This window comes from Acinetobacter sp. MD2(2019) (assembly GCF_035615615.1).
Lineage (GTDB): Bacteria > Pseudomonadota > Gammaproteobacteria > Pseudomonadales > Moraxellaceae > Acinetobacter.
The window spans coordinates 37,618-55,289 of record NZ_VTDU01000008.1 but is presented as its reverse complement, the minus strand read 5'-3'; the positions used below and the strand labels follow the sequence as shown (position 1 = coordinate 55,289).

The window sequence follows — 17,672 nt, the reverse complement described above, 5'->3', positions numbered from 1 at the left end:
CAATGTTTTAATAGGAGGTGTGCGGTTGATTCTCCATTTTTAGAGGATGTTTTTTGATAGCGATGTCGTGTGTTAAGCCATCATTATCAAAAAAATATCTGTCGTTTTTTTATTCAAGCTGCATTTTTTATGCATTTCAATTTAATGATGAATACAAGAGGAAGATATGGAATCTATAAATTCTTCCAGTACAGCGAGTTCCGCTGCACCTAAAAACCGTTTAAATAAAATGGTTTTTTATGTCTCTGCCGGCCTAGTCTTGGCATTTTCTTTTTTTACCATTGCCTTTAATCAACTGGCTGCACATAGTTTAGATGTTGTTCTCGATTGGGTGAGTGCCACCTTCGGTTGGTATTATTTTGCCGCAGCATCGGTTTATATTGTTTTTGTATTATTTTTAGCCTGTTCTCGCTATGGCGATGTAAAACTCGGGCCAAAGCATTCTAAGCCTGAATTTAGTTTAATGAGCTGGTCGGCCATGCTCTTTGCCGCAGGTATTGGGATTGATTTAATGTTCTTCTCGGTTGCCGAACCGATTATGCAATATATGCAACCGCCAGTGGGTGAAGGACAAACCATTGAGGCTGCCCGTCAAGCCATTACTTGGACAGTGTTTCACTATGGTTTAACCGGTTGGTGTATGTATGCACTGATTGGCATTTCGTTGGGCTATTTTGCGTATCGCTACAACTTACCATTGACTATTCGTTCGGCGTTATACCCGATTTTTGGCGATAAAGTGAATGGCATTGTTGGACATTTGGTCGATATTGCTGCGGTTCTGGGCACCATTTTTGGTATTGCCACCACCTGTGGTATTGGTGTGGTACAGCTAAATTACGGCTTAAGTACATTATTCGGTGTGCCTGAAGGCTTATCTGTACAAGCGGCTTTGGTGGTTTTGGCGGTGATTATCACCATTATTTCTGCCATTACTGGGGTAGATAAAGGCGTCAAGTTTTTATCGGAGATGAATGTCTATTTTGCTTTAGGATTGGTACTGTTCCTATTGTTTATGGGTGACACGCACTTTTTACTGAATGCATTGGTGTTAAATGTCGGCGATTATATTAGTCGTTTTCCGGCCATGACTTTAGATACTTTTGCCTATAACCAAGACCAATCACCTAAAACCACTCAGTGGATTAAAGACTGGACCTTATTCTTCTGGGCGTGGTGGGTGGCTTGGTCGCCATTTGTCGGGCTATTTTTGGCACGAATTTCTAAAGGGCGAACCATTCGCCAATTTGTAACAGGCACCTTAATTATTCCTTTTATTTTTACCTTGGCTTGGCTTTCGGTAATGGGAAATAGTGCGCTGTACCAAGTGGTTCATGGCAATTTAGCCTTCGCGCAAGAAATTATGGCAAAACCAGAACTGGGCTTTTATAAATTACTGTCGACCTATCCTTGGTTTTCTGTTACTGCCGTTATTGCCTTTATTACCGGTTTACTGTTTTATGTGACCTCGGCAGATTCTGGCGCAATTGTTTTAGGCAACTTCACCTATCGCCTACACGATGTAAATAGCGATGCACCCAACTGGATTCGTATTTTCTGGGCGGTTGCCATTGCCTTATTAACCCTTGCCATGCTGATGACCGATGGTGTCAGCTCATTGCAAAAAGCCACCGTCATTATGGGTTTACCGTTTAGTTTTGTGATGATGTTTGTGGTTGCAGGTTTATTTAAATCGCTACGGTTAGAAGATTATCGCGACCAAAGCCGTCATTTAAATGCAGCGCCAGTGGTGGGTAATGTCGATATTTTAAATTGGAAACAACGTCTAACCCGTGTAATGCATCATCCGGGAAGTAAATCGACTCTACGCATGTTAGACCAAATTTGTTTGCCCGCGCTAAAAGAGGTGGTTCGTGAGTTGCAAGAAAAAGGCGCTCAAGTACAACTGGTAACCGTGCCCATTGATGATGACGATAAAGATTTGTATCACATCGACTTAACCATCGATTTAGAAAGTGAGCAAAATTTTATCTATCAAATTTGGCCACAACGCTATCAAGCACCTGAATTTAGTAAACGCAGTAAATTTGGAAAAATATTTTACTATCGCTTAGAAACCTTCTTATTTGAAGGCAGTCAGGGCAACGATTTGGTGGGTTACAATAAAGAGCAGGTGATTAATGATGTTTTAGATAAATATGAACGTCATTTGACCTTCTTGCATCTGAATCGTGAAACGCCAGGTAAAACACTGAATTTCCCTGATCCTTCATCTTAAATTTAACTTGAGTTTGTTATATGTTATCGCCGTATATTCATTCATTCGTTCTATTTTTTACCTTGCTCAATCCATTTTTAATGAGCATTTATATGATTGGTATGATTCGCAATACCGAAGCCAAAATTTTTAATCGGGCGCTGGTTCAAGGCAGTCTAATTGCATATTTTGTCTTTCTGTTTTTTGCGTGGGGTGGTGAGGCGATTTTTAATCGTTATTTGAATGTACGGTTTGAATCTTTTCAAATTTTTGGCGGCATTATCTTCTTGGTGATTGGTTACCGCTATGTGTTTCAGGGTGCGGACACCATCGGAGCGATTCGTGGTGCGCCCGAACATTTGGCGGGAACCGTGGCCATGCCGTTTATGATTGGCCCCGGCACCATTAGTGCGGCGGTGGTGACAGGCATTGATATTGGTATGACTAAAACCGCGATTATTATGGCGGTTACACTGGGTTTAACCTGCATTATTTTAATTTTAATGAAATTTATGCATGATAATTTGCGTTATAAACATGCCAAATATATCGACTATTACTTTGATATTGTCGGCCGATTATCTGCACTGTTAATTGGTTCGATTGCGGTGGATATGATTGTGACGGGCATTAGTAATTTGGTGCATGCCAATATTTAACTGAAGGTAAAAGAGGAATTAAGTCCAACTTAATTCCTCTTTTTTTTAAATAAAACTAGGCAATAAAATAATGCCAATCAGCACTAAAAATAATGCCCACTTGCTTAAATAATACAACTTCCGATTTTTAGCTTTTAATTCACGCCCTTTAGTATGAATGGCATAAAAATATTTAAAAACACGGTTAATCCCACCCGTTTGATCTTGCTCATCGTTGGGTGAAGCAGAGGCCGACATGATATTTTTACCAAACCAATGATTAAATTTTTGCGCCCATGGCCATTTCATTGGACGTTCAATATCGCAAAATAAAATAATACGAGTTTGATCGCTTTGATTTTGCGCCCAATGAACATAGGTTTCATCAAATAATGTGGCTTCACCATCGCGCCAGCTATGTCGCTCTTGGTCGACTTCAATAAAGCAAGCATCATCATTGGGGGTACTTAAACCCAAGTGATAACGAATAGATCCTGCATAAGGGTCACGGTGTTTACCTAAATAGCTACCTGACGGAAGTTCTGCAAACATGGCGGCTTTAACTGACGGAATTTTTTCTAATAGCGCGACCGTTTTAGGACAAAGTTGCTGCGCTGAAGGGTGACTATCGCCGTACCATTTCAAATAAAAACGTTTCCAACCGCGCTTAAAAAACGTGTTAAAACCGGCATCGTTATTACTTTGGGCGGCTTTAATTTGGTTTTGCAACGCGAGTGCTTCATCACGAATGATTGTCCAGTTCTCTTGTAAGGGCTTGAGATCTGGAAATTGCTCAACATTAAAAAAAGGTTGAGCAGGCAAACGTGAAAAGCCCGTCATAAACATATTCACAGGGCCTAAAAATGTAGAATGGTCAAAAAGTTGACGTGAAAATTTCAGGCGCTCTTTACCGCGTAAATATGTATAAAGTAAGCTAATCAGAAAAATACTGATAAGAATAATGGCATACATAAAGAATTCGCAATGGTTGAAAATGACTAAAGCAGTTACTGCTTGTCATTCGGTAAATAGATTGAATATGGGTATTGTAAATCTTAATTTTTAGAAAGTGTAGCATGCCGCACCATTTGCTACACTGGGCTTTATTTTACAAGGGTTGCGATCATGTCTTTTTTAGTCAAAACACGCTCACAGCCTAAAGCTGAACTTTCGCCACAGCAAAAAAAGCTGAATACGTTAATTGAGCAAATTGAACAGCAAAAAATTACGCTCAAGCAATGGCAACATGCACAGCTAGAGATTCAGCAATATCTGCAACAAAAACTTATGCCGATTTATCGTGAATTGCATGAAGTGTTGTTTGGGCAACTACAACAACTGTCAAAGTTGATGTAAAGCCATCATTTTAGCAAAGCTGAAGTAGCACAGTTAGATGTAAAAATCATGCAGTTAGTTCAAATATTAAAGTCATCCAAACTGTTAACATCGCTACAGCTTGAAGATGTTCTACAATTAGATACGTTTTATCAGCAATTTAACGCCAGTAAAAATAAGAAAAACAAAACTGTACAGCAAAAAAATGATCAATCTTTTGATAGTGTTGAACTAAATCAAAACAAGGCAGGTACTAAAGCTATGAACCATGATTTTGATTATGCTGGACATCAGCACCAACAAGCCAAAGAATATGCCAAACAGCAACGCTTACAACAAAAACGTGAAAAAGCCGAGCTTATGGCAACGCAGTCGCTGAAAACGGTTTATTTAAAAATTACTGCGTTGATTCACCCTGACCGTGAGCAAGATGAAACCAAAAAATCTGAGAAAACCGCATTGTTCCAACAGGTTAGCCAAGCCTATGAACAGCAAGATTTGTTTTATTTGCTGAAATTGCAGTTACAGCTGGAGCGAAATAAGTCTTTCAACGATAAGCCACTTTCTGCCGAGCAAGTGAAGTTTTATCAATTGGCTTTGCAAGCACAAAGTGTAAGATTGGACAGCCAACTGGATGAGATTTTACAGTCTTTGCATGTGGCAAAGCAGGTGAACATAGCACAGGTTTATAAAAGTATTGACGCTGACTGTGCGGAGTTAAAACAACAATTAACGACTGAAAAGAAGCGATTGCAGTTTATGGGAAAAGTGAGTGGGGTGGTGGTGTTGTTGGAGGGTGGGGTTTTATAGATTTCCCTCATCCTGTAGGAAGAGGGAGTTATAATAAATCATACACCTATATATACTTGATAATTAAAACTTGCATCTTTTGGATGGCGCTAGATGGTTTTAACTACTATTTTTCTAGGTAAAAAATCTAAACCTAATAAAGATATTTTATCCTCTTCTGTCCCTAGTTTTAGTCCCCAACGTTTTTCCATGAAATTTAATAATGTAATTCCCCGTTCTAAAATAGCTTCAGGAGTCCATGCTACCAAATTTGATATTTCATTTTCTGCATAGCAACCGAAACGATAACCAATATAAGAACCATCTTTACCATTTACTTTATCTCTGAAAGATTTGTTGGATAAGGATGAGTTTTTGGGTTGAGATAGAGGAAGTAAGTTACCTAGACTATTACGTAGAGTTTTCTTTTCTTTTGAGTTAAAGTCTTTAAATATAGCCCACTCAGCTGATCTTGTATTTTGTGGATAAATATGTTCAATGGTCATAAAGTCTTTTTCATAAATTTCATTGAATGCAGACCAATTAATCTTAGATCTTTCTGTTTTAGATTTATATTGCAGTGAAAGGTTATATTCAAATAAAAAGTACCTTATCATATCCCATTCGTAGAAATTATTATTTTTAAGAGATTGTCTAAGGATTGGTAATAGGCTGTCACTTTTTATTTTACTAGATATATCATTTAGTGTTGTGATTAATTGAACAGCTTCAACTCTTTCATTTTTTAATTCAGTACATAAATGTAAAACTAAAGATTGTATTGTTTTAAACTTACTATAATTTCTTATAACATTTCGATCCGTTATTTTGATAAGGAAATCAAATTTTTCAATTGTTTTCAAAAAATCAATTTTTATTGATTGATTTTTAACCTTTTGCATAAATAGAAGCGTTAGAGGCTTAAAATAAATGGATTCTATTCGATTGAGTTTATCTAAATATATTTTCTCTTCATCTGAATAAGTTGAATCCATAGGATTCCAAATGTTGTACCAAGTTTCTACACTTTCTTGCAGTGATTGTGTGTACTTAAATATATAATTTAAATCAATTTTATTTTCACTTTCTAAGTAAATATTCTCTGCAGTAAACTTTTCCTCTAGTAAACCTTGGGTATAAAAGTCACCATTGTTACTATATTTAGGTGCACGAAGGCCAGTAAAACCTTCATTATCTGTACTTAATAAATCTGAACCAAAATGGATAAGATAGTGATATTGAAGAAATAAGTCATCATCTAATGGCTTATCTTTATTTCTGCCTAAGTTATGATATATTGATTTCCAACAATCATTAATCGTTATTCTAAGTTGTTTTTTTTCATCTTCATCATCTTCTAATTTTAATGATAAGAAAATTAAACGATTTTTTAACAACTCTAGGTAACTAAGTGGCCTACCACGATTATTCATTGTTTCAAAAGCAACACAGACATCTACATCCTGAGTGATTGTGAATGTATTAAATAATAATTGTTGTGTGATTTTTTTATATAGGTTTTCTAACTCTTCTATTGAATAATCTTTAATTTTTTCTATAAATAATTTTTTTGCGAAAAGAAGGTTTTGTGTATATATTGTTTCTTTAAATGAATTGCTTGATAATTTTTCACCAAAAATTTGAGTAATCAAAAATTCATAACTTGGATTGTCATGTTCATATCCAAATATGTAGGATCGTGTTATTTTCTTATCCTTAGATTCAAAGATAAATCTTTTAATAATATCATCTTTAGCAGTAAAATTTAAAAGATCATCATTATTTATCATTTCTAATATACATTGAATTAAGATAATAGATGTAGTTAATCTTTGTTGGCCATCTACAATATAATATGGTGTATAGCTTCTTGAGTCTATGATCCAAAGATCATTATCCCATTTCTTATAAATGTTTTCAGGAACAACTTCTAGTGTTATTACTCCTGTATAGTGGTTTTCTTTTTCTTTGACTTGTTTTAAATCATTCCAGAAATCTTTGAGTTGCTTTTCTGACCAAGCATAACCTCGTTGATAATCTGGTATACGAAAAATACAGTCACTGAATATTTGTGCTAATGTTTGTAATTGATTTTGCATATCATAAAAAATAAAGGGCTGAATAATCAGCCCTTTATACTACAAATTAGATCAAATGATCAACACATCAAAGCGCTGCAATCTGATCCATATTTGCTTTAATCTTCACTAACTGATCCGCAAATTCAGCCAACTTGGCTTTTTCACCTTCAACCACAGCCGCAGGTGCTTTTGCCACAAAACCTTCATTGCCCAATTTAGTAGCAATTTGGTCATGTTGCTTTTGCACTTTGTCTAAGTCTTTTTGCAAACGACCCAACTCAGCTTTCGGGTCAATCAAACCTTTCATTGGTACAAATACCGACACATGACCGACAACCGAAGAAGAAGACAATGGCGGTTGTTCAGCATCTGCCAAGAAGGTAATGCTTTCAACTTTTGCCAAGGCTTTAAACAACGGCTCAATACGCGCAATTTGTGCTTTTTCGGCATCGGTGGTGTTTTGCAATAACACAGGCAATAAACGTGCATTACCTAAGCCCATTTCACCACGAATATTACGCACCGCACCAATTAAGCCTTGTAGCCATTGCATATCGGCCTCGGCTTGCTCATTGATTTTTTCAGGGTTGGCAACTGGGTATTCCGCCATCATGATGGTTTCACCGCCCAAACCAATTTTTGGTGCCAGTGTTTGCCAAATTTCTTCAGTCAAATACGGCATAATTGGGTGTGCTAGACGTAACGAGGCTTCCATCACCGCCAATAACACACGGCGTACTTCGGCTTTACGTGCTTCACTGACGTTTTCGTCATTTAAAACAGGCTTGGTCAGCTCAACATACCAATCGCAATATTCGTTCCAAATAAACTCGTAAATCGCTTGTGCGGCGAGGTCTAGGCGGTAGGTTGCAAAGGCTTGCTGTACCGTCGCTTCCGCTTTTTGTAAACGGCTGACAATCCATTGCTCTGGTAATTCCCAAAGCTCAGGCTGTGCCGTTTGCGCCACAGTTTGACCTTCAATATTCATCATCACAAAACGGGTACCGTTCCAAATTTTATTGGCAAAATTACGGTAACCTTCCACACGTTTCATATCAAATTTGATGTCACGACCCGTATTGGCAAGCGCACAGAAGGTGAAACGTACCGCATCTGTACCGTAAGCTTGAATGCCTTCTGGGAATTCTTTACGGGTCGATTTTTCAATTTTTGCCGCTTGTTTCGGGTTCATCAACCCCGTCGTACGTTTTTGTACTAAGGTTTCAAGGTCGACACCATCAATCAAATCTAAAGGATCAAGCACGTTGCCTTTCGATTTTGACATTTTTTGACCTTCGCCATCACGCACCAAACCATGCACATACACAGTTTTAAACGGAATTTGTGGCGTGCCATCTTCATTCTTCATAAAGTGCATGGTCAGCATAATCATACGCGCCACCCAGAAGAAGATAATGTCAAAACCGGTCACCAACACGTCGGTTGGGTGGAAGGTATTTAAGAAATAGTTGGCTTTGTCTTTGGCTTCATCACCGGTCCAACCTAAAGTAGAGAAAGTCCATAAACCTGATGAGAACCATGTGTCGAGTACATCTTCATCTTGGTTTAATTCAACTTCAGGTGCGAGCTTGTGTTTAGCACGCACTTCAGCTTCGTCACGACCGACATAGACATTGCCTTCGGCATCGTACCAAGCTGGAATACGGTGACCCCACCACAATTGACGTGAAATACACCAATCTTGAATGTTGTTCATCCATGCCATGTACATATTGCTGTACTGTTCAGGCACAAACTTAATCCGACCATCTTGTACCGCTTCAATTGCAGGTTGTGCCAATGGCGCAATTTTCACATACCATTGATCTGTCAATAATGGCTCAACAATCACACCTGAACGGTCGCCACGAGGTGGTTTAAGCGTATATGGTTGAATTTGTTCTAACCAACCTTCAGCTTCGGCTTGTTCAACCAGTTTTTTACGTGCTTCAAAACGCTCTAAACCAATATAATCCGCAGGGGCAGGGATGGTTTTAGAAATTTGCTCGCCCGCTTTAGCGATATATTCAAACTCTGCCAAAATTTCGGCGTTTTTGTTAAAGATGTTGATAATCGCGAGTTCACAACGCTTACCAACTTCATAGTCGTTAAAGTCGTGCGCAGGGGTGATTTTTACACAGCCTGTTCCGAACTCTTTATCGACATATTCATCTTTCACAATTTCAACGCTACGGCCAGTAATTGGCAAAATCAGTTTTTGACCAACCAAGTGCGCATAGCGTTCGTCATCTAAGGCAACTGCAACCGCTGTATCGCCCAATAAAGTTTCAGGACGTGTGGTGGCGACTACGATGTAATCTTTACCATCGTGGGTGCGTAAGCTTTTATCTTCAAAGAAATATTTAAAGTGCCACAATGAACCTGCTTCTTCTTTATCAGACTCAACTTCTAAGTCAGACAGGGCAGTTTGTAATTTTGGATCCCAGTTGACCAAGCGTTTGCCACGGTAAATTAAGCCTTGTTCATGTAATTTTACAAAGACTTCTTTAACGGCATTGGATAAACCATCGTCCATGGTAAAGCGTTCACGTGACCAATCCACCGATGAACCTAAACGACGAATTTGTTGGGTAATTGCACCGCCCGATTTTTCTTTCCATTCCCAGACTTTTTCAATGAATTTTTCACGGCCTAAGTCATGACGGCTTACATCTTGGGCGGCCAATTGACGCTCAACCACCATTTGCGTGGCAATCCCTGCGTGGTCCGTTCCCGGTTGCCATAAGGTATTTTTACCTGACATACGGTTATAACGGGTCAATGCATCCATAATGGCATTGTTAAAACCATGACCCATGTGCAAACTGCCGGTGACGTTTGGCGGTGGAATCATGATACAAAATGAATCACCTTGACCGGATGGCTTGAAATAGCCTTTTTCTTCCCATGTTTGATACCATTTGCGTTCGATATCGGTTGGGTCATAGGTGGTTGCAATGTTCTGAGCATTGGTTGCTTGAGCGTCGGTCATAATGAACTGATCAAAAGTACATAAAAAATTGCATCTATTGTAGCAAAAAAAACAATCCTTGCGCGAGGTGACTGCACAGATTCAGATTCACATCTTTTGCTATAAAATGTTAGGGTATAGCAAAGATTAAGGACGATGTTTTGTATGGCGTACGCGGTTTATTTAAAGGTAAATACCGAGTCTTATCAGAAATTTTTAGCAATTCAAACCGCACTCAACACCCATTCCTCCGCCAAACAGGCACATGCGTTAGGTGCGGTTTTTGCAGAGGTTGCGGTACAAATTGTGCAGCAAGCATTTATTGAATTACTTGAACAGCAAAAACGCCGTATTCGTTTGGCGCACGGTTATGATATTGCCGATGACGCCGAAAAAGTGATTGCGCATGTGGTGAATGCCATTCAAAAATATTTACCGTGGTCGATTGCCTTGTTAAGTAACGCGCGCTTAAAGCCAGTGGTTGATTATTTTGATGCCATGATTGTGCCGACCTCAGAACAGATTTTTTTGAAATATAACGTAGATCACGCACTGGTATTAAAAACGAATACTGCCATTGAACAGGTACAAAACGGGCAGCGAGCAGCGATTCAAGATGCCTTTGCCTGTTTAATTCAAATGATTGATTTAGGCGTGCAGCAATTAATTTATCAGCCGAAACAACTGCTTAAATTTAATTTGGTGGTAGATAAAACCTTAAATGGTGTGATTCAAGTGTGTTGTAACTTAGCCTATAAACGTTTAACCCAATTAGGGCAAGAAGTTGGCTTAGATGTTGCACCATTTTATATCGAGCATTTTTTAAGTTTTTTAGACAGCGAATCGGCATTTGAATGCGTACAGCTTACGGAAAAAAATCCATGACAACATTACAAGACCAAGTGGTTTGGATTACAGGTGCATCGTCAGGTATTGGGCAGGCATTGGCTTTGGTCTGTGCTGCGCAAGGCGCACAGGTGATCTTGTCGGCACGTCGTGAAGATGAGCTTAAAAACGTACTACAAAGTTTAGCGCAACCTAAACGACATGATTATGTGCTGATGGATGTGACCAATGAAGCGCAAGTGCTTGCGGCACATCAAACCGTATTGCAGAAAAAAGGTCGGATTGATTGGTTAATCAATAATGCAGGCGTGAGTCAACGAGCTTTAATTTCTGAAACCTCCATGCAAACCGAACGCAAAATTATGGAAGTCGACTATTTTGGCCAAGTGTTTTTAACCAAAACAGTTTTACCGACACTTTTGGCGCAAGGACATGGAAAAATTATCTTCATTTCAAGTGTCGCAGGGCTGGTGGGGACGCAATATCGTGCGAGTTACGCCGCAGCCAAAGCGGCAATTCATATGTGGGCAAACAGTTTAAGAGCGGAAGTTGCAGATCAGGGCCTTGCAGTATCCGTCATTTTCCCTGGATTTGTACATACCAATGTATCCTTAAATGCGTTAAATGGTGCAGGCAATCCGCAAGCACAGCAAGATTCTGCCATTGAACAGGGCTTAGATGCGAATAGCTTTGCTAAACGTGCCATCTCTGCGGTTTTAGCAGGGCAAGATTATATTGTGATTGGTGGAATGAAAGAGAAATTAGGCGTGGCATTGTCTCGGGTTGCACCACAGCTTTTGTATAAAATGATTCGTAAAGTAAAGGTGAAATAACTTTTCAATTGATAAAAAAATGCTCACCGAAGTGAGCATTTGTATTTGCATCAGAATTAATTGTTTTTTAATTCTTGGCTAGACGGTTGATGCTGAACTTGATCAGACGTGTTGGCTTTTATGCCACCACCAAGTGTTTTATACAGCTCAATTTGATTATTCAAATTCGCTTGCTCTAAAACCAATAGGCTTTTTTGCGCCGTGTAGTTTGAGCGTTGCGCATCTAAAACAGTCAAGTAATTATCAATTCCTGCACGGAAACGCGCGCTAGAAAGTTGATAGTTTTTATTGGTGGCTTCAACCAATCTGCGCTGTGCAGATAGACGATCACCAATATTTTGACGAATCGCTAATGCATCGTTAACTTCACGGAACGCATTTTGAATAGATTTTTCATAAGACGCTAAAGCAATTTGCTGATCTGTCTTAGAAATCTTCACATTTGCTTTACGTGTGCCCCAGTCAAAGATGGGTAAATCAAGACTTGGTGCCAATGACCAAACAAATGAACCCGATTTAAACAAGCTCGACAAATCGGTCGATGCAAAACCTGCCGCGCTGGTTAAGCTAATGGTTGGGAACAAACGTGCTTTTGCCGCGCCAATGTTGGCACCTGCCGCACTGAGTTGATATTGGGCTTGTTGAACATCGGGACGATTATTCAATAAATCACTTGGTAAGCCTGTACCAAATACAGACTGGCTGGTAATTTTCTGCACAGTTTGTGTTGGTAACAATTCATTCGGTACTGGCTGGCCAACCAATAAATTTAACAAGTTTTGTGCTTGTGCCACTTGGGTTTTGTACTCGGCAACGTCATTACGCGCCGTTTCAACTGAAATTTGCGCTTGGCGTAAAGGCACTTCGCTGTCGATACCGACATCGAAACGGCGCTTATTTAAGTTATACGACTGTTGCTGAGCTTGTAATGTTTGTTCAGCAAGGCGTAAATTTGCGTTGGCATAAGAATAACCTAACCACGCTTCCGACACCTGACTAATCAAACTAATTTGAGTTGAATCGTGCGCACTTTGCGTTGCAAGATAAGTATCCAAAGCTGCATCTTTTAGGCTACGAACGCGTCCCCAAAAATCAAGCTCGTAAGAAGTTACCCCTAAACCCACTTGATAAACATTCATGGGTTTATAGTCGGTATTGGCCGACGCAGCACGGGTAAAACTTGCAGAACTACCAATGGTTGGTAACTGATCGTTTTGAGTAATTTGATATTGCTGCTGAACCTTTTGAATGTTCAGGGCAGCAGTACGTAAATCACGGTTATTTTGCAATGCTAAATCAATGACTTGAATTAAACGCGGATCTGCAAAAAAGTCTTTATAACCTTGCGCTGCAATAGACGCTTGATTGCTGCCCTTATAGGTATAGCCCGTTGGAATATCTGCTTTAGTTACAGGTTCTGGGCCACGCATGCTTTGACACGCGGTCAAAGCAAGCGCAAGTGCAGAAACTGCAAAGCCACGTGCAAAAGTAGATTTTGCCTGTTGCATCACGATGTATGCTCCTGATGATTTGTATTCTTCGGTTTGTATTTAAAGATACTACGAATCCATACAAAGAATACTGGGATAAAGAAAATACCTAAGAAAGTAGATGTTAATACACCGCCAATAACGCCATAACCGACCGAATGTTGGCTACCTGCACCTGCACCTGAAGAAAGAGCTAAAGGCAAGACACCAAAACCAAAGGCCAGCGTAGTCATAATGATTGGACGTAAACGTAATTTGGCCGCATGCATGGTTGCATCAAATAAATTTTCGCCTTTTTCTTGCAGCTCTTTAGCAAATTCGACAATCAAAATCGCATTTTTCGCCGACAAACCAATTACCGCAATCAGCGCCACTTGGAAGTAAATGTTATTCGATAGGTTCGGGTTATGTAAAATACTTAAACCTAAGAAGGTCAGTCCAACTGCACCCACTAAACCGAGTGGAACAACCAATAATACCGAGAACGGCACAGACCAACTTTCATATAATGCCGCCAAGCATAAGAAGACAATCAATAACGAAAGTGCATATAACGCAGGGCCTTGTTTGCCTGAATCTTGCTCTTCTAAAGACAGTCCAGTCCATTCATAGTCAAAGCCTGTAAGGCCCATAGATGGCAGCTTTTGCATAATTTCATGCATTGCTTGCATGGCTTGACCAGAGCTGACACCCGGCGCAGCTGAACCTTGAATGTTCATGGATGATACGCCATTGTAGCGCTCAAGACGCGGTGAACCATAGGTCCAATAACCACTGGCAAAGCTTGAGAATGGAACCATTTCACCTGACGAGTTACGCACATACCATTTGTTTAAGTCTTCAGGCATCATGCGGCTATCTGCTTGACCTTGAAGATAAACTTTTTTGATTCGACCGTGGTCAATAAAGTCATTCACATAACGACCACCCCAAGCAATACTCATGGTGTTGTTAATATCTGACGTGCTGACACCCATTGAACCTGCTTTCGCTTGGTCAATATCAATTTTATATTGTGGTGTATCGTTCATGCCATTTGGGCGCACTGCCATCAAGCGTTTATCTTGAGCAGCTAAGCCTAAAATTGCATTACGTGCAGCAAGCAATTTCTCATGGCCTTGACCATTCACATCTTTTAGCATGAAGTCAAAGCCTTGGCTGACACCAAGCTCTGGCATTGCCGGAAGTTGTAATGGGAAAATTAAAGAGGCATCGTTAACCATACCATTTAATGCCATAGAACGACCAATCAGTGCAGATACTTGAGTATCTGGTGTTTTACGGTCGGCCCAATCTTTTAATTTTACAAAAGCCAAACCTTGGTTTTGCCCTTGACCGGTAAATGAGAAACCTGAAACTGAAAAGACCGAAGCAACACTGGCTTTTTCCTGTGTTAGGAAATGGTTGCTAATGGTGTCTAAAGTTTTGGTGGTACGTTCAAGCGTTGCATTATTCGGTAGTTGTACCAAAGTCATGATCACGCCCTGATCTTCATCGGGTAAGAATGACGTTGGCAATGCTTTAAAGATGAAGCCAAACAGCCCAAACACCGCAAGATATAAAATAGCAGAGAACAGCTTGCTATGCGTCATGCGGTTCACGCCGTTTTGATAGCGTTGCGATAACTTGTCAAAGCCGTTATTAAAGCCACGGAAAAAGCGTGCAAAAAGACTATTGCTTGGCGCTTTGTTCGGGTCATGCTGCTTTAATATGGTTGCACACAGGGCAGGGGTAAAGGTCAGCGCAATAATTAACGATAACACCATTGCGGTGACAAGCGTTAACGAGAACTGACGATAAATCACCCCAGTGGTACCGCTAAAAAATGCCATTGGTACGAATACCGCAGTTAATACGCTGGTAATACCAATTAATGCACCGGTAATTTGGCTCATGGACTTTTCTGTTGCCGTGACCGGATCAAGATGTTCCTCTTGCATAATCCGTTCGACGTTTTCGACCACAACAATTGCATCATCGACCAACAGACCAATTGCTAACACCATTGCAAACATCGACAAGGTGTTAATCGAGAAGCCAAATAAGTTAATAACGGTAAAAGTTCCCAGCACAACCACAGGAACGGCAAGGGTTGGAATAATGGTTGCGCGCCAGTTTTGTAAGAACAAGAACATGACAATGAAAACCAGTACAATCGCTTCGATGAGCGTATGTACAACGTTTTCAATGGAAAGCTGAATAAACGGTGTGGTATCAAACGCGATATCGTCTTTTAAGCCCGCAGGATAGGTCGGACGAAGTTTTTCTAAAGCCGCATCAACATTTTTTGCTGTATCTAAAGCATTGGCGCCGGTAGATAAACGAATCGCGATACCCGCAGCCGGTTTACCATTAAATTTAGATTGGAATTGATAGTTTTCCGCACCTAGCTCAACCCGTGCAACGTCTTTGAGATGAACTTGCGCACCAGAAGTTGTATTTTTCAGAATGATATTTTCAAACTGTTCTGGTGTTTGCAACATGCTTTGCGCATTTACGGTTGCATTCAGCACTTGCCCTTCAACCGCAGGCGCACCGCCTAATTGACCAACCGCAACCTGCGCATTTTGTGCCGTAATTGCCGCACTTACATCGCTAGGTGTGAGTTGGTAACTGGTCAATTTATTTGGATCAAGCCAAATACGCATGGCATAAGAGCCACCAAAGACTTGAACTTCACCCACGCCTTGTACACGGCTTAGCGTGTCTTTAATGTTTGAGTTTACATAGTCTTTAATATACGCATCGGACAAGCTGTTATCTGGAGAATAAAACGCCAGAACTTGTAGGAAGCTTGCGCCAGATTTTCGAATGGTGATGCCTTGACGCTGTACAATTTCAGGTAACGATGCTGTTGCAGTTTGTAATTTATTTTGAACTTGTACTTGTGCAATGTTGGCATCAACGCCTTGTTTGAAATTGACATTAATAGAAACGGTACCATTAGATGTACTTTGCGAACTAATGTAACGCAGTCCATCCAAGCCATTCATTTGTTGTTCAATGACTTGAGTAACCGTATTTTCTAAAGTTTCAGCCGATGCACCCGGATACGATGCAGAAATACTAATCTGCGGTGGGGCAACGGTCGGATATTGTGCAATGGGCATATTGCTGAGCGTGATAATCCCCGCCAGCATAATCACCAATGCAATCACCCAAGCAAAAATTGGGCGATGAATAAAAAACTTAGCCATTCAATCTATCCCTTTTTAAGCATTAGATTTTGCTTTTGATTCAGTCGAGGATGTCTGAGTTTGCGTTGCGGCAGGTTTCGCTGGTGCTGCTGCGCTAGGTTGTGCCTGATACGGTACAGTTTTTACTTGCTGACCTTCTTTAACCTTCGCCACACCATCGATCACCACTTTATCTCCTGCATTTAAGCCTTTAGAGATAATCCAATCGGTGCCTTGCGTGCCTGAAGTTTCGACATTACGTACTTCAATTATGCCTTTTTGGTTCACAACAAATAGCGTGGCTTGACCGGTTGGGGTGCGGGTCACAGCAACTTGCGGAATGCGATAAACGTTTTGTAAAACGCCTTCAACAATTTGTGCCGAGGTATACATGCCCGGAAGCAGTAAATGATCTGGATTTTGGAAAATTGCACGAATGGTGACACTGCCTGTATTGCTGTCTACGCTTGCATCAGAGAATGCCAAGGTGCCTTCAATGGGGTAGGTGCTGCCATCTTCAAGTTTCAGTTTAACTTTGGCATTGTTGCTGTTGCCTAAGCTGCCTTTTTTCAATTCTTGGCGTAGGCGCAATAAGTCGCTACTCGATTGATTAATATCGACATAAATCGGATCTAAACGCTGAATGGTGACCAACGCATTGCTTTGGTTTGCCGTAACCAATGCGCCTGTGGTAACGGTCGAACGGTTGGTTTGACCAGAAATTGGCGCGCGAATCGTTGAATAATCTAGGTTAATTCTGGCATTTTTAACTTCGGCTTTTGCAGCTTCAACTTGCGCTTGTGCAACGCGAATTTGCCCCAATAAGTCGTCATAGTCTTGCTTAGACACCGCATTAATGCCAATTAATTGTTGATAACGATTGGCTTTGGTTCGTAATGACGCTAAGTTGGCACTTTGCTGTAATACCGCAGCATTGGCATTTTCAACAGCTGCGCTATTGGTCCGTTGGTCAAGCTGATATAACGCTTGTCCTGCTTTGACATAACTGCCTTCAGCAAAAAGACGTTTCAAAATCACACCACCTGTTTGTGGTCGCACTTCTGAAACTTCGTACGGTGACGTTCTTCCGGCCAATTCGACTGTTTTTTCGACATTTTGGGCTTGTGCAACAATTACTCCGACTTGAGCCATAGGCGCCTGTTGAGCAGCTGCCGCAGCTTGTTCGGACTCTTTTTTATTGTTACCACAGCCAACAAGTGCGATGCTTGTTGCTAATGCGCAAGCAGTAAGGGCAGGCGCCCAAAGCTTAGCTGACATCATTGTTTCACCTCTTT

The 17,672-nt window shown here is 40.5% G+C and carries 10 protein-coding genes and 1 pseudogene; 5 read left to right on the top strand and 6 right to left on the bottom strand.

Annotated features, from left to right (window positions below; genetic code table 11):
* Window positions 1–166: 166 nt before the first annotated feature.
* Both I2F62_RS06140 and I2F62_RS06135 read left to right on the top strand, forming a co-directional pair.
* Entirely contained in the window at window positions 167–2,239 is a 2,073-nt protein-coding gene (locus tag I2F62_RS06140) for a choline transporter (RefSeq protein WP_324626141.1), read from the top strand.
* A gap of 20 nt (window positions 2,240–2,259) precedes the next feature.
* Entirely contained in the window at window positions 2,260–2,877 is a 618-nt protein-coding gene (locus tag I2F62_RS06135; RefSeq protein ID WP_324626140.1) for a MarC family protein, read from the top strand.
* A 45-nt stretch (window positions 2,878–2,922) separates the two neighbouring features.
* Here I2F62_RS06135 and lpxO read toward each other — a convergent pair whose 3' ends face one another.
* Window positions 2,923–3,828 (bottom strand): lipid A hydroxylase LpxO, encoded by a 906-nt coding sequence (lpxO, locus tag I2F62_RS06130; RefSeq protein ID WP_324626139.1) that lies wholly within the window; start codon window positions 3,826–3,828, stop codon window positions 2,923–2,925.
* Between the two features lie 153 nt (window positions 3,829–3,981).
* On the opposite strand from lpxO, the pseudogene I2F62_RS06125 reads away from it, so the two are divergent.
* Window positions 3,982–5,001: pseudogene (locus tag I2F62_RS06125) on the top strand (molecular chaperone DnaJ).
* Window positions 5,002–5,090: 89 nt separating this feature from the next.
* On the opposite strand, the gene I2F62_RS06120 reads toward I2F62_RS06125, so the two are convergent.
* Together I2F62_RS06120 and I2F62_RS06115 are read right to left on the bottom strand one after the other, a co-directional pair.
* Window positions 5,091–7,079: a DUF262 domain-containing HNH endonuclease family protein gene (locus I2F62_RS06120; RefSeq protein ID WP_324626138.1), complete on the bottom strand. Its 1,989-nt coding sequence runs from the start codon at window positions 7,077–7,079 to the stop codon at window positions 5,091–5,093.
* Window positions 7,080–7,146: 67 nt separating this feature from the next.
* Window positions 7,147–10,053, bottom strand: coding sequence for a valine--tRNA ligase (locus I2F62_RS06115; protein WP_324626137.1), 2,907 nt, complete (start codon window positions 10,051–10,053; stop codon window positions 7,147–7,149).
* 144 nt (window positions 10,054–10,197) lie between these two features.
* On the opposite strand from I2F62_RS06115, the gene I2F62_RS06110 reads away from it, so the two are divergent.
* Together I2F62_RS06110 and I2F62_RS06105 are read left to right on the top strand one after the other, a co-directional pair.
* Entirely contained in the window at window positions 10,198–10,917 is a 720-nt protein-coding gene (locus tag I2F62_RS06110) for a hypothetical protein (RefSeq protein ID WP_324626136.1), read from the top strand.
* Complete coding sequence (locus I2F62_RS06105) at window positions 10,914–11,711, top strand: SDR family oxidoreductase (RefSeq protein WP_324626135.1); 798 nt, start codon at window positions 10,914–10,916, stop codon at window positions 11,709–11,711. The genes I2F62_RS06110 and I2F62_RS06105 overlap by 4 nt, the downstream gene beginning before the upstream one ends.
* A gap of 56 nt (window positions 11,712–11,767) precedes the next feature.
* Here I2F62_RS06105 and adeC read toward each other — a convergent pair whose 3' ends face one another.
* The 3 genes from adeC to I2F62_RS06090 are packed head-to-tail and all read right to left on the bottom strand — an operon-like array spanning window position 11,768 to window position 17,658.
* Window positions 11,768–13,219 carry an AdeC/AdeK/OprM family multidrug efflux complex outer membrane factor gene (gene adeC / locus I2F62_RS06100; RefSeq protein WP_324626193.1) on the bottom strand — a complete coding sequence of 484 codons (1,452 nt, stop codon included), beginning with the start codon at window positions 13,217–13,219 and terminating at the stop codon, window positions 11,768–11,770.
* On the bottom strand, window positions 13,219–16,398 hold the full coding sequence (locus I2F62_RS06095; RefSeq protein ID WP_324626134.1) for an efflux RND transporter permease subunit: 3,180 nt from the start codon (window positions 16,396–16,398) through the stop codon (window positions 13,219–13,221). The genes adeC and I2F62_RS06095 overlap by 1 nt, the downstream gene beginning before the upstream one ends.
* Window positions 16,399–16,413: 15 nt before the next feature.
* Window positions 16,414–17,658 (bottom strand): efflux RND transporter periplasmic adaptor subunit, encoded by a 1,245-nt coding sequence (locus I2F62_RS06090; protein WP_324626133.1) that lies wholly within the window; start codon window positions 17,656–17,658, stop codon window positions 16,414–16,416.
* Window positions 17,659–17,672 lie beyond the last annotated feature (14 nt).